This is a genomic window from Methylobacterium organophilum (assembly GCF_022533465.1).
GTDB classification, from domain to species: domain Bacteria; phylum Pseudomonadota; class Alphaproteobacteria; order Rhizobiales; family Beijerinckiaceae; genus Methylobacterium; species Methylobacterium organophilum.
In genome coordinates this window covers 110,154-123,013 of sequence record NZ_CP092848.1, presented here as the reverse complement: position 1 = coordinate 123,013, position 12,860 = coordinate 110,154, and the positions used below count along the sequence as shown (strand labels likewise).

Annotated in this window: 11 protein-coding genes; 9 read left to right on the top strand and 2 right to left on the bottom strand. The window is 71.1% G+C overall.

What is annotated here, in order from left to right:
• The first annotated feature begins 4 nt into the window (after positions 1-4).
• From proB to rsfS, 4 genes are all read left to right on the top strand, one after another.
• A complete protein-coding gene (proB, locus tag MMB17_RS00580) occupies positions 5-1,126 on the top strand; it encodes a glutamate 5-kinase (RefSeq protein WP_238309819.1) in 1,122 nt (373 codons plus the stop codon).
• A gap of 116 nt (positions 1,127-1,242) precedes the next feature.
• Positions 1,243-2,544 carry a glutamate-5-semialdehyde dehydrogenase gene (locus MMB17_RS00575; RefSeq protein WP_241100695.1) on the top strand — a complete coding sequence of 434 codons (1,302 nt, stop codon included), beginning with the start codon at positions 1,243-1,245 and terminating at the stop codon, positions 2,542-2,544.
• A 15-nt stretch (positions 2,545-2,559) separates the two neighbouring features.
• Entirely contained in the window at positions 2,560-3,156 is a 597-nt protein-coding gene (locus MMB17_RS00570) for a nicotinate-nucleotide adenylyltransferase (RefSeq protein WP_238309821.1), read from the top strand.
• A 137-nt stretch (positions 3,157-3,293) separates the two neighbouring features.
• Complete coding sequence (gene rsfS, locus MMB17_RS00565; protein ID WP_238309822.1) at positions 3,294-3,674, top strand: ribosome silencing factor; 381 nt, start codon at positions 3,294-3,296, stop codon at positions 3,672-3,674.
• A 10-nt stretch (positions 3,675-3,684) separates the two neighbouring features.
• Here rsfS and MMB17_RS00560 read toward each other — a convergent pair whose 3' ends face one another.
• Entirely contained in the window at positions 3,685-4,725 is a 1,041-nt protein-coding gene (locus MMB17_RS00560; protein WP_241100694.1) for an aldose epimerase family protein, read from the bottom strand.
• A 43-nt stretch (positions 4,726-4,768) separates the two neighbouring features.
• Positions 4,769-6,550: an ABC transporter ATP-binding protein gene (locus MMB17_RS00555; protein ID WP_238309824.1), complete on the bottom strand. Its 1,782-nt coding sequence runs from the start codon at positions 6,548-6,550 to the stop codon at positions 4,769-4,771.
• A 322-nt stretch (positions 6,551-6,872) separates the two neighbouring features.
• Here MMB17_RS00555 and MMB17_RS00550 point away from each other — a divergent pair, with 322 nt between their 5' ends.
• From MMB17_RS00550 to MMB17_RS00530, 5 genes are all read left to right on the top strand, one after another.
• Positions 6,873-7,841 carry an ABC transporter substrate-binding protein gene (locus MMB17_RS00550; RefSeq protein WP_420847311.1) on the top strand — a complete coding sequence of 323 codons (969 nt, stop codon included), beginning with the start codon at positions 6,873-6,875 and terminating at the stop codon, positions 7,839-7,841.
• A 10-nt stretch (positions 7,842-7,851) separates the two neighbouring features.
• Complete coding sequence (locus tag MMB17_RS00545) at positions 7,852-8,673, top strand: ABC transporter permease (RefSeq protein ID WP_238309825.1); 822 nt, start codon at positions 7,852-7,854, stop codon at positions 8,671-8,673.
• Between the two features lie 8 nt (positions 8,674-8,681).
• A complete protein-coding gene (locus MMB17_RS00540) occupies positions 8,682-9,551 on the top strand; it encodes an ABC transporter ATP-binding protein (protein ID WP_241100693.1) in 870 nt (289 codons plus the stop codon).
• Between the two features lie 102 nt (positions 9,552-9,653).
• Positions 9,654-11,513 carry a sensor histidine kinase gene (locus MMB17_RS00535; protein ID WP_241100692.1) on the top strand — a complete coding sequence of 620 codons (1,860 nt, stop codon included), beginning with the start codon at positions 9,654-9,656 and terminating at the stop codon, positions 11,511-11,513.
• Entirely contained in the window at positions 11,503-12,855 is a 1,353-nt protein-coding gene (locus tag MMB17_RS00530; RefSeq protein ID WP_241100691.1) for a sigma-54-dependent transcriptional regulator, read from the top strand. Before MMB17_RS00535 ends, MMB17_RS00530 begins: the two co-directional genes overlap by 11 nt.
• Positions 12,856-12,860 lie beyond the last annotated feature (5 nt).

Sequence of the window (12,860 nt, the reverse complement as noted above, 5' to 3'; positions counted from 1 at the left end):
CGCCATGACGCCCGTCCTCGAAGATTTCCGCCGCGTCGTCATCAAGGTCGGCTCGGCCCTGCTGGTGGACCGCAACCGCGGCCGGCTGCGCCATGCCTGGCTCGCCGCCCTCGCCGAGGACATCGCCGAGCTGCATGCCCGCGGCGTCGACGTGGTGGTGGTCTCCTCCGGCTCCGTCGCCCTCGGGCGCACGGTGCTCGGCCTGCCCCCGGGCGCCATGCGGCTGGAAGAGAGCCAGGCCTCCGCCGCCGTGGGGCAGATCGCGCTGGCCCGGTTCTGGAGCGAGGCGCTGGGCCATCACGGCATCGTCGCCGGGCAGATCCTGGTGACGCCGCGGGACACCGAGGAGCGGCGCCGCTACCTCAACGCCCGGGCGACCGTCCAGAAGCTCCTCGACATGCGGGCCGTGCCCGTCGTCAACGAGAACGACACGGTCGCCACCGTCGAGATCCGCTACGGCGACAACGACCGCCTCGCCGCGCGCGTCGCCACCATGATCGGCGCCGACGTGCTGGTGCTGTTCTCCGACATCGACGGCCTCTATACGGCGCCGCCCCACAGCGACCCGGAGGCGCGCCACCTGCCGGTGATCGAGCGGGTGACGGAGGAGATCGAGGCCATGGCCGGCGGCCCGGCCTCCGAGCTGTCCCGGGGCGGCATGCGCACCAAGGTGGAGGCGGGCAAGATCGCGGTCTCGGGCGGCACGCACATGATCATCGCCGACGGGCGCGGCAAGAATCCCCTGCGGGCCATCCGCGAGGGGGCGCGCTGCACCTGGTTCCTGTCGGGCTCGAACCCCACCGCCGCCCGCAAGACCTGGATCGCCGGCTCCCTCGAATCCCACGGCGTGCTCGTCATCGACGAGGGCGCGGTGCGGGCGCTCCAGGGCGGGGCGAGCCTGCTGCCGGTGGGCGTGAAGGCGCTGGAGGGCAGCTTCGGCAAGGGTGACGCCGTGCTGATCCGGGACGAGCGCGGCCGCATCCTCGGCAAGGGCCTCGTCGCCTATGACAGCGCCGAGGCCGCCCGTATCCTCGGGAAGCCGAGCCGCGAGATCGCCGATCTGCTCGGCTATCCCGGCCGCACGGAGATGATCCATCGCGACGATCTGGCGATCGCGGGCGAGTAAACCGACCTGAGCCTTACAGCTTTTCCGCGGCCTCGCTTGTCGCTGCCTTGCCGGTCATGCGATGAGGGCCGTGAATACCGGTCGTTAGCCGGTTTCCTGATGACGGGGTCGATACCGTGCCTGTTCTCAACCTGAGGTCCGATCTCGCCGATCCCGACGACCTGCAGGCGCTGATGCTCGGCATCGGCCGCCGCGCCCGCGCCGCTGCGCGGCAGATGGCGCTGGCCTCGGCCCAGACCAAGGACATTGCCCTGCGCACCATTGCCGAGCGCATCCGGCACAATGCGGCGGCGATCCTGCGCGAGAATGCCCGCGACGTCTCCGCCGCGCAGGCCGCCGGCCAGACCAAGGCGCTGATCGACCGCCTGACCCTGAGCGAGGCCCGGCTCGACGGCATCGCCGCCGCCGTGGAGAAGGTCGGCGCGCTGCCCGATCCCGTCGGGCGCCAGCTCGCGGCTTTCGAGCGGCCGAACGGTCTCCTGATCGAGCGCATCGCCGTGCCGCTGGGCGTCGTCGGCGTCATCTTCGAGAGCCGGCCCAACGTCACCGCGGATGCGGGCGCCCTCTGCCTCAAGGCGGGCAATGCCGCGATCCTGCGGGCGGGCTCGGATTCGCACCGCACCGCCACCGCCATCGCCGCCGCCATGAGCGAAGGGCTCGCCGCCTCCGGCCTGCCGGCGGACGCGATCCAGCTCGTGCCCACCCGCGACCGGGCGGCGGTGGGCGCCATGCTCGCCGGGCTCGACGGCGGCATCGACGTGATCGTGCCCCGCGGCGGCCGCAGCCTGGTCGAGCGGGTGCAGGCCGAGGCCCGCGTGCCGGTCTTCGCTCATCTCGACGGCATCTGCCACGTCTATGTCGCGGCCGGGGCCGATCTCGACATGGCCCGCACCGTGCTCCTCAACAGCAAGATGCGCCGCACCGGCATCTGCGGCGCGGCCGAGACGCTGCTCGTCGACAGGGCCGTCGCCGACACGCATCTGACGCCGCTCGTGACCCTACTGCTCGATGCCGGTTGCGCCGTGCGCGGCGACGAGGCCGTGCAGGCGGTCGATCCCCGGGTGACCCCCGCGGACGAGGCCGATTGGCGCACGGAATATCTCGACGCGATCATCTCGGCGAAGGTGGTGGACGGCCTGGACGCGGCCATCGACCATATCGAGACCTACGGCTCGCACCACACCGACGCGATCCTTACGGAGGATGCCGAGCTCGCCACGCGCTTCCTCAACGAGGTCGACTCGGCGATCGTCGTGCACAACGCCTCGACGCAGTTCGCCGATGGCGGCGAGTTCGGCTTCGGTGCCGAGATCGGCATCGCCACCGGCCGCATGCATGCCCGCGGCCCGGTGGGCGTGGAGCAGCTCACCACCTTCAAGTACCGGGTCCACGGCACCGGGCAGACCCGGCCGGTCTGAGTTCCGCCTCGCGCGATGGGGCCGATCGGCCTGCCGCCCTCCGCGCCGGGCCAGCGGATCGGGCTCTATGGCGGCTCCTTCAACCCGGCCCATGCCGGGCACCTGCATGTGAGCCGCATGGCCCTGCGGCGGCTTGGGCTCGACCGGGTCTGGTGGCTCGTCAGCCCGGGCAACCCGTTGAAGGACCGCCGGGCGCTCGCCGGGCTCGACGAGCGGATCGCGCAGGCCGAGGGGATCGCCCGCGATCCCGCGATCGCGGTGACGGGCTTCGAGGCGGGAATCGGCTCGCATTTCACCGTCGAGACGCTGGAATGGCTGAAAGCCCGGCGGCCGGGGGTGAAGTTCGTCTGGATCATGGGCGCGGATTCGCTCGTCAGCTTCCATCGCTGGCGGCGCTTCCGGGCCATCGCCCGGCTGATGCCCATCGCCGTGATCGACCGCCCCGGCTCGACCCTGCGGGCGGTGGCCGCCAGGGGCGCGCTCAGCCTCGCGCCCTATCGCCGCCCCGAGAGCGACGCCGCGATCCTGGCCGACCTGCCGCCTCCGGCCTGGGTCTTCCTGCACGGGCCGCGCTCGTCCCTCTCCTCCACGGCGCTCCGCGCCGAGGCATGAGACTGGGGTAATCCTTCCGTGTTGCGGGCACGATGTTGAAATCGCGCGCAAAAGGATACAAGTTTGATTCCCGGCCGGAGAAGTCTTCGGCTGTTCGACCCACTTTTTTGGGAATTGGACCCCTGAGCGAGCAAGCTGTGCAAGGAGCCGTCGCCTCCGAGAGCCCCGATGCGACCTCCGCCGCCTTGAAGGCACTGGCGCTCGGTTGCCTCGACGAGATGAAGGCCGAGGAAACCATCGAGATCGATCTCACGGGCAAGACCTCGCTCGCCGACACGATGATCATCGCCTCCGGTCGCTCGCAGCGCCATGTCGGCGCCATCGCGGACAAGATCGTCCAGGACATGAAGGCCAACGGCTTCGGCACCGCCCGGGTCGAGGGGCTGCCGGCCTGCGACTGGGTGCTGATCGATGCCGGCGACGTGCTGGTCCACATCTTCCGGCCCGAGGTGCGCGGCTTCTACAACCTCGAGAAGATCTGGGGCGCGGACCGTCCCGAGGCGCGCCTGGTCGGCTGATCCCCGCGCGTCACGCGGCCGAGAAGCGGTAGCGCGTCGACGACGCGTAGTGCTCGTCCGGCCGCAGCACGGCGGAGGGGAAGGATGGCTGATTCGGCGCGTCCGGAAATCCCTGCGTCTCGAAGCAGACCCCGTCGCCGGAGCGGTAGATGCGTCCGCTCGGGCCGATGAGCGTGCCGTCGAGATTGTTGCCCGTATAGAGCTGCAGGGCTGGAAGGGTCGTGGCGATGTCGAGCCGGCGCCCGCTGCCCGGCTCGAACACGCTCGCCGCCGAGCGCAGGCCGTCGCCGGCGCCGCGCAGCACGAAGCAATGGTCGTAGCCCTTGGCGATCACTAGTTGCGGGTCGCCGTCGCGCAGGCGTGCGCCGAGCGGCGTCGCGGTGCGGAAATCGAAGGGCGTGCCCGCCACGGGCTGGATCGCCCCGGTCGGAATCTGGGTGGCGTCGGTCGGCAGGAAACCGTCCGCCTCGATCCGCACGACATGGCCGAACACGTCGCCGCTGCCTTCGCCCGCGAGGTTGAAGTAGCTGTGGTTGGTCAGGTTCAGCACCGTCGGCCGGTCGGTCCAGGCGGTGTAGTCGATCCGCAGCGTCCCGTCCTCGGGCAGGCTGTAGGTGACGGTGACGTCGAGATTGCCCGGGAAGCCCTCCTCGCCGTCGCGGCTGCGCCGGTGCAGGACGAGGCGGGTCGCCTCCGCCTTCTGGACGCTCCAGAGCCGCTTGTCGAAGCCGTTCGGGCCGCCATGCAGGGTGTTGGGCGGGGTGTTGACCGGCAGGGCGTAGGTCGTGCCGTCGAGGCTGAAGCGGCCCCCGGCGATTCGGTTGGCGAAGCGGCCGGTCAGCGCGCCGAAATGCGGGCTCTTGCCGAGATAGTCCTCGACCGAGTCGAGCCCCAGCACGACATTGGCGAGATGGCCCGCCCGGTCGGGCGTCTCGATCCGGGTGACGATGCCGCCGAGATCGAGCACCTGCACCCGAAGGGGACCGCGCTCCAGCGTATAGGCCGTGACGGTGTCGCCGCCCTTCGTGCGCCCGAAGGTCTCGCCTGCCATGTCGCCCGCCTCCCGCTGCGCTTGCGGGGGCAACTAGGATCGCTCACGCCAGAGGCGAGGGTTCCGGCACGTCCTCGTGGAGCTGGAGCCGGTGCAGGCGGGCATAGGTGCCGCCGCGGGCGATCAGCGCGTCGTGGCGCCCGGTCTCGAGCACCCGGCCCGCCTCCATCACCGCGATCAGGTCCGCGTCGCGTACGGTCGAGAGCCGGTGGGCGATGACGAGGGTGGTGCGGCCCCGCATCAGCCGGGTCAGGGCGTCCTGGACCAGGCGCTCGGATTCGGAATCGAGGGCGCTCGTGGCCTCGTCGAGGAGCAGGATCGGCGCGTCCTTGAGGAAGGCGCGGGCCAGCGCGATGCGCTGGCGCTCGCCGCCCGAGAGCCGCCCGCCGCTTGGGCCGACCCGGAAGTCGTAGCCCTCTGTCAGCTTGCTGATGAAGCCGTGGGCGGCCGCGGCTTCGGCCGCCGCCTCGATCTCGGCCCGGCTCGCCCCCGCCCGGCCGAAGCCGATATTGGCGGCGATGGTGTCGTCGAACAGCACGACCTCCTGCGAGACCACGGCGACATTGGCCCGGAGCGAGGCGATGGTCGCCTGCCGCAGGTCCATGCCGTCGATCAGCACCCGGCCCCCGGTCACGTCCTGCAGCCGCGGCACCAGGTTGAGCAGGGAGGACTTGCCGGAGCCCGAGCGGCCGACCAGGGCCGTGGTGCCCCCGGCCGGGACCACGAGGTCGATGCCCTCCAGGGCCGGCGCGTCGGGCCGGTAGCGGAAATGCACGCCCTCGAAGCGGATCTCGCCGCGGGTCACCCGGAGCGGCGTCGCATCCGGCGCCTCGCGGATCTGCGGCGCCTCGTCCATGATCGCGAAGTAGCGCTGCAGGGCGGCGGCGGCCTCCTGCAGGATCGCGTTGAGGGTGCCGAGCGCCCGGGCCGGCTGGGCCGCCAGCAGCAGGGCCGCGACATAGCCCGTGAAATCGCCCACCGTGCGGTCGCCGGACATCACCCGCTGGCCGACCAGCACCAGCACCGCGGCCACGGCGAAGCCGCCCCCGACCTCGAGCAGCGGGTCGAGCCGGCCGCGGGCATTGGCGGCCTTCATCTTGAGGCGGCGCACGTCGTCCAGGGCCTGGGCCGCCCGGCCCTTGAGATAGCCTTCCAGCGCGTAGGTCTTGGCGACCCGGGCCCCGGCGAGGCTCTCGGAGATCAGGCTGGCGGTCGCGCCCATCTGCTCCTGGGTCGTGGTCGAGACCCGGCGCAGCTTCTTGCCGATGCGGCCGATCGGGCCGGCCACGAAGGGCACGGTGACGCCTGCGACCAGGGTGAGGACCGGGTCCATCCAGATCAGGGCCGCCACCAGCCCGATCAGCATGGCGACGTCGCGCAGGAGCACCGTCGAGATCCGGGTGAGGGCCTCCTTGATGAAGGCGAAATCCGTGGTGAAGCGCTGGGTGAAGGCGGCCGGGCTCTCGCGGCCGAGCTGGGCCAGATCCGCCTCGATCAGGTGGCCGTAGAGGGCCGCCTGCATGTCGGCCTCGACCCGGGTGACGACGCGGTTCGTCAGCACCGTCTGGCCGTAGAGGGCGAAGCCCCGGGCGGAGGTGACGGCGATCACCACCAGCGGCCCGTAGGTGAGGGCGGCGGGATCCTTGTGGTCGAACGCGTCGAAGGCGGCCTTGATCAGGGCCGGATAGAGGCCGGTGGCGGCGCCGACGATCGCGATCAGCACGAGCACCACGGCGAGCGTCGCCCGGTGGGGCGAGAGCCAGTCCCGCCAGAGCCGTCCGATCAGGGGGAGGGTGTCGCCCCTCAGGAGCGGGCGGCGCGCCATGTGGTCCGGGTCTTCTCGCGGGCGGCCCGCGGAACTCGGGGGCGCACGGGCTTTTGCCGCCCCCGCCGCGAGGGATCAAGGAAAACCGGGTTCCCGGGGCCGACGCGGGGACAAGGCGGCGGTTCTCCGCCGCCCGGATCGGGCAAGTGGCGGAAATCCGCCACCCCCGGCGGTCATTCCTTGCCCGGGAATTCGGAAAAATTCTTGCGAAACAGTTGCTTGTAGGAAGTTTCGTGCATTGCGCATGGCTGGCATGCACGGTGCAAAAGGCGCTATCGTCAATCAGCACCGGCCGGAGAGCCGGCTATTCGGGAGAAGCGCCTTGCTCAGACCCCTCCGTCTCGCCGTGGCCGCCGCTGCGGCCCTCGCCGCGGGACTCACCGTGCACAACGCCGCCGCGCAGGAGGTGATCCGCGTCGGCAACCTCAAGCTCGCGCATTTCGCCGGCGTCTCCTACGTCAAGGAGATCGCCTCCTCCTGCGGCATCACCGTCGACCTCAAGATCTTCGCCAAGGGGCCGGACATCATGCAGGCGATGCTTGCCGGCGAGCTCGATGTCGGCGCCACCGCCTCGGAGGCCGCCATCTCCGCGCGGGGCAACGGCGCCCCGGTCTACATCGTCGGCGGCTTCGCCAAGGGGGGTGCCCGCCTGCTGGCGACGCCGGAATCCGGCATCAAGTCCGCGGCCGCCCTCAAGGGCAAGAAGGTCGGCGTCACCCGCGGCTCGATCCAGGAGGTGCTGCTCGGCGCCGAGATGGCCAAGCACGGCCTGAAGGCCAAGGACGTGAACCTGATCTATCTCGGCTATCCGGACCTGAACCAGGCGCTCCTGCAGAAGCAGGTCGACGCGATCATGCAGACGGAGCCGCAATCGGCCCAGGCCATCGCCCGCGGCTTCGGCGTCGAGGTGGTCAAGCCCTACGACACCCCGGTCGGCACGCCGATCCGCACCCTGGTGATGACCGAGAAGTTCTACAACGAGCACGCGCCGGCCGCGGCCAAGTTCATGGCCTGCTTCGTGAAGGCCCAGAAGACCTTCATGGACGAGCCGAAGACCGCGGAGAAGTTCGTCACCCAGGAGGTCTTCAAGGGCCAGGTCACTCCGGCCGAGTTCCAGGAGGCGCTCGCCAACTCGCCCTACACCCTGGAGATGAGCGCCGACCACATCCAGAAGACCACCGACGTCATGGCCGAACACGGCATCGGCAAGATGGCCAAGCCCGCCAAGGCCGCCGACTGGGTGAAGCTCGACCTGCTCGAGACCGCCAAATCCGCCGCCGGCGCGAAGTGAGGGGACGACCATGACGACTTCCCGCGTGAGGGCGCTGACCGAAGGTCTCGCCGTTCCCGTCGCGATCCTGGCGCTCTGGCAGATCGCCTGCTCGGCGGGCCTCGTGAACCCCCTCGTGCTGCCTTCGCCCGCCGCGGTCGCCGTGCGCTGGTGGGCCTATCTCGCCCCGCTTGAAGCCTATGACCCGGCCCAGGGCTCCTGGCTCGCCTGGGCGGTCTCGGGCGAGATGCCGCACGACGCCCTCGCCTCGCTCTACCGTGTCGTCGTCGGCTTCGTGGTCGGCGCCGGCCTCGCCCTGCCGCTCGGCCTGTTCATGGGGTCGAGCGACCTGATCTACCGCCACGTCAACCCGCTGATGCAGGTCCTGCGGCCGATCCCGCCCATCGCCTACATCCCGCTCTCGATCCTGTGGTTCGGGCTCGGCAACGCCCCGGCGGTGTTCCTCATCGCCATCGGCGCCTTCTTCCCGGTGCTGATGAACACCATCGCCGGGGTGCGGCACGTGGACGGCATCTATATCCGCGCCGCCCGCAGCCTGGGGGCCAGCCGGATGACGATCTTCCGCCGGGTCATCCTGCCGGCGGCCACCCCCTACATCCTGTCGGGGGCGCGGATCGGCATCGGCACCGCCTTCATCGTGGTGATCGTGGCCGAGATGATCGCGGTCAACAACGGCCTCGGCTTCCGCATCCTGGAGGCGCGCGAATACTTCTGGTCCGACAAGATCATCGCCGGGATGCTGACCATCGGCGCCCTCGGCCTGCTGATCGACATGGGCGTCAGCCGCCTCAACTCCCATCTGCTCCGCTGGCATCGCGGCCTGGAATCGTGAGGTCCGACATGTCCGTCCAACCCCATCCCCTCGAAGCCCTCACGGAGCGTGCCGTGCCTGTCGAGGCTCCCCTGCCATCCGCCGCCACGCCCCACATCGTGGTCACCGGCGTGGACAAGGTCTTCGGCGTCCCGGGCGGCGAGGTCGTCGCCCTCAAGGACATCGACCTCACCATCAACCGCGGCGAGTTCGTCTGCCTGCTCGGGCCCTCGGGCTGCGGGAAGTCGACGCTGCTCAACGCCATCGCCGGCTTCTCGCACCCGACCCGCGGCGGCATCGCCGTCGAGGGCAAGCCGGTGGCCGAGCCCGGTCCCGACCGCGGCATGGTCTTCCAGGAATACGCCCTGTTCCCCTGGATGACGGTGGCGCAGAACATCGCCTTCGGCCTGGAGATCAAGGGCCAGAAGCGCAGCCAGATCGAGGAGCGGGTGAACGGCCTCCTCGACATGCTCAAGCTCACCGACTTCCGCGACCGCTTCCCCAAGGACCTGTCCGGCGGCATGCGCCAGCGCGTGGCCATCGCCCGCGTGCTCGCCCTCGACAGCCCGGTCATGCTGATGGACGAGCCCTTCGGTGCGCTGGACGCCCTGACCCGGCGCTCGCTGCAGGACGAGCTTCTGCGGATCTGGGCGGCCACCGGCAAGACCATCGTGTTCGTGACCCACTCGATCGAGGAATCGATCTACCTCGCCGACCGGATCGTGGTGCTCACCTACCGCCCGGGCACGATCAAGCGGGACCTGCGGGTCGAGCTGCCGCGCCCCCGCGACAGCGCCTCGACCGCCTTCAACGAGCTCAAGCGCGAGCTCTCCGCCCTCGTCACCGCCGAGCAGCACCGCTTCGAGCAGGTGGAGATGAAGGGCCTGACGACGGATTGAGGCCGGCCGGACGGCGCGGCTCGCGGGCTGTTCCCCTCCTCCCTGCGGGGAGGGGACACGCGCTTCGAGCGTCTCCCGTACCCCCACGGCCCCGTGAAGACGATGCCCGTCCCTTTCACCGCCACCCTGCGCGCCTTCTTCCTCGCCGCCCTGACCGGGGCGACGCTCTTCGCCGTGCTCGCGGCTGGGGAGATCGCGGAGACGCGCGTGGGCGCGAGCCTGGCCGGGGATGCCCGGCAGCGGGCCGAGATCTATGCCCGGAGCCTGGAGGGGGCGATCGAGCGCTTCGGCTATCTGCCGGCGGCGGCCGCCCTGGACCTCAACGTGCGCCGCCTGCTCGAACATCCGGAGGATCCCGCCCTCATCGCCACGGTGAACGGCTATCTGGAGACCCTGAACGGGGCGGCCGGGGCTACCGTGCTCTACCTGCTCAAGCCCTCGGGTCTCACCATCGCCGCGTCCAACTGGAACACGTCCCAGAGCTATGTCGGGGTCGATTTCAACTACAGGCCCTATTTCACCGAGGCCATGCAGGGCCGCATCGGGCGCTTCTACGCCGTCGGCACCCTCACCGGCATTCCCGGCTACTTCATCGCCGCCCCCGTCGTGATCGACGGCCAGGTCCGCGGCGCGGTGGCGACCAAGGTCACCCTCGACGCCCTCGAGGCGGTCTGGCGGGAGGGGACCGATCGGGTGCTGGTGACGGATGCCAACGGCATCGTCTTCCTCGCCTCGGACCCGGCCTTCAAGTTCCGCGCGACCCGCCCCGTCGAGGCGGAGGCCCGGAAGGCCATCGCGCGGACGCGGCAATACGAGCGGGAGGACTTTGCCCGCCTGCGCCTGGGCGAGGCCGAGGCGGGCGGCGTGCCCCTGGTGACGAACTCCGACGTCGCGCCCAAGGCGCGGCTGATCGCCGAGGAGAAGGCGCTGCCCCTCTACGGCTGGCGCCTGCTGCTCTTCGCCGATGCCGCCCCCATGGCGCTGGCCGGCCGCAGCGCCCGGCTCGGCATGACCCTCGCCCTGGTCGTGCTCGGCCTGATCGGCCTGTACTGGCGCCAGCACCTGCGCCGCGCCCGGGAGAGCCGGGCGGCCCGCACCGCCCTGGAGGCGGCCCAGCGGGAGCTCGAAGCCAAGGTCGCCGCCCGCACCGCCGATCTCAGCGCCGCCAACGCGAAGCTCGCCGGCGAGATCGAGGAGCGCCGCCGGGCCGAGGGCGAGTTGCGCGCCGCTCAGGACGAGCTGGTCCAGGCCGCCAAGATGGCGACGCTTGGCCAGATGGCCGCCGGCATCACCCACGAGCTGAACCAGCCGCTTACCGCCATGCGGGGCCTCGCCGAGAATGCCGGCGCCTTCCTGCGCCAGGGGCGGACGGAGGAGGCGGAGGCCAATCTCGGCCGGATCACCACCCTGGTGGACCGGCTGGGCAAGATCACCGGGCAATTGCGCGGCTTCGCCCGGCGCTCGGCCCCGGAGAAGGTCGGCGTCGACCTCGCGGGCACCTTGAGCGAGAGCCTCGCCATCCTGGCCCCGCGCATCCGCGCCTCCGGCGCCCGGGTGACGACCGACCTCGATCCGGAGGCCGCGCGGGTCGCCTTCGAGCCGATCCGGCTCTCGCAGATCCTGGTGAATCTCGTCGGCAACGCCCTCGACGCGGTGAAGGGCCGGCCGGGGGCGGAGGTGGCGGTGCGCTCCCGGCGCGAGGGCGGGCGCGTCGTGCTCACCGTCGCGGATAACGGCCCCGGCCTGCCGCCGCCGACGCTCGCCCGGGTGTTCGACCCGTTCTTCAGCACCAAGCCGGCGGGGGAGGGGCTCGGCCTCGGCCTGCCGATCTCCCTCGCCATCGCCCGCGAATTCGGCGCGACCCTGCAGCCGCGCGTCCGGCCGGAGGGCGGCCTCGCCTTCGACCTGACCCTGGAGGCCGAGGCGCCCTCCCATCCCGAGAGGCTCCGCCATGTTTCCTGAGGAGGCCGGGCGCCTGCCGGCGCGGCCGAAGGTGGTGCTCGTCGACGACGAGGAGATGATCCGCCTCACCATGGAGCAGACGCTCCAGCTCGCCGGCCTCTCCGTCGAGACCTTCGCCAGCGCCGAGGAGGCCCTGCCCGCCATCGGTCGCGACTTCCCCGGCGTGGTGGTGAGCGACGTGCGCCTGCCCGGCCGCGACGGACTCGAACTGCTCGCCGACGTGCGCCGGCGCGACCCCGAATTGCCGGTGGTGCTCATCACCGGCCACGGCGACATCGCCATGGCGGTCTCGGCCATGCGCGAGGGCGCCTACGACTTCATCGAAAAGCCCTTCGTCGGCGAGGCCTTCGTCGAGATCGTCCGGCGCGCCCTGGAGAAGCGGGCGCTGGTGATGGAGAACCGCCGCCTGCGCACGGCCCTGGACCGGGGCGACGCCGTCGAACGCTGCCTCGTCGGCCAGTCCCCGGCCATGCGGCGCCTGCGCGACGACGTCACCTCGCTCGCCTTCACCGCCGCCGACGTGCTCGTGCTCGGCGAGACCGGGGCGGGCAAGGAGCAGGTCGCCCGCGCCCTGCACGAGGGCGGCAACCGCCGGGACAAGCCCTTCGTCGCCGTCAATTGCGGCGCCATCCCCGAGAGCATGTTCGAGAGCGAGATGTTCGGCCACGAGGCCGGCGCCTTCACCGGGGCGGGCAAGCGCCGGATCGGCAAGGTCGAGCATGCCAGCGGCGGCACGCTCTTCCTCGACGAGGTCGAGAGCATGCCGCTCTCGATGCAGGTGAAGCTCCTGCGCGTGCTCCAGGATCGGCGGGTCGAGCGCCTGGGCTCGAACACCCCCGTCCCCATCGATCTGCGGGTGGTGGCGGCCACCAAGGAGGATCTCGGCGCCCTCGCCGAGGCGGGGCGTTTCCGCAAGGACCTGTTCTTCCGCCTCGACGTGGTGAAGCTGACCCTGCCGCCGCTCCGCGAGCGGCGGGAGGACGTGCCCCTCCTGTTCGAGCTGTTCCTCGTCCAGGCGGCGGTGAAGTACCAGCGCCCGGTGATCGAGGTGCCGCCGTCGCTTCGCCGCTCCCTGATGCTCGCCGACTGGCCGGGCAACGTGCGCGAGCTCAAGAACGCCGCCGAACGCTTCATGCTCGGCTTTCTCGGCCCCGATTTTGCGGGAGGCACCGCGCCGGCCCCCGGCCTCGACGCCCTGCTCGACCGGGTGGAACGCCTCGTCATCGAGGACGCGCTCAGGGCCGCGGGCCAGCGCGTCGCCGAGGCGGCGCGGACCCTCGGCCTGCCCCGCAAGACCCTCTCCGACCGCATGAAGCGCCTCGGCCTCACCCAGAACGACTGATCGAA

What these genes read in the sequence shown, in the direction of transcription:
- proB (WP_238309819.1), top strand. Translation starts at nt 5, where the DNA reads ATGACGCCCGTCCTCGAAGATTTCCGCCGCGTCGTCATCAAGGTCGGC.
- MMB17_RS00560 (WP_241100694.1), bottom strand. Translation starts at nt 4,725, where the DNA reads ATGGCAGGCGAGACCTTCGGGCGCACGAAGGGCGGCGACACCGTCACG.
- MMB17_RS00555 (WP_238309824.1), bottom strand. Translation starts at nt 6,550, where the DNA reads ATGGCGCGCCGCCCGCTCCTGAGGGGCGACACCCTCCCCCTGATCGGA.
- MMB17_RS00545 (WP_238309825.1), top strand. Translation starts at nt 7,852, where the DNA reads ATGACGACTTCCCGCGTGAGGGCGCTGACCGAAGGTCTCGCCGTTCCC.
- MMB17_RS00540 (WP_241100693.1), top strand. Translation starts at nt 8,682, where the DNA reads ATGTCCGTCCAACCCCATCCCCTCGAAGCCCTCACGGAGCGTGCCGTG.
- MMB17_RS00530 (WP_241100691.1), top strand. Translation starts at nt 11,503, where the DNA reads ATGTTTCCTGAGGAGGCCGGGCGCCTGCCGGCGCGGCCGAAGGTGGTG.
- MMB17_RS00570 (WP_238309821.1), top strand. Translation starts at nt 2,560, where the DNA reads ATGGGGCCGATCGGCCTGCCGCCCTCCGCGCCGGGCCAGCGGATCGGG.
- MMB17_RS00535 (WP_241100692.1), top strand. Translation starts at nt 9,654, where the DNA reads ATGCCCGTCCCTTTCACCGCCACCCTGCGCGCCTTCTTCCTCGCCGCC.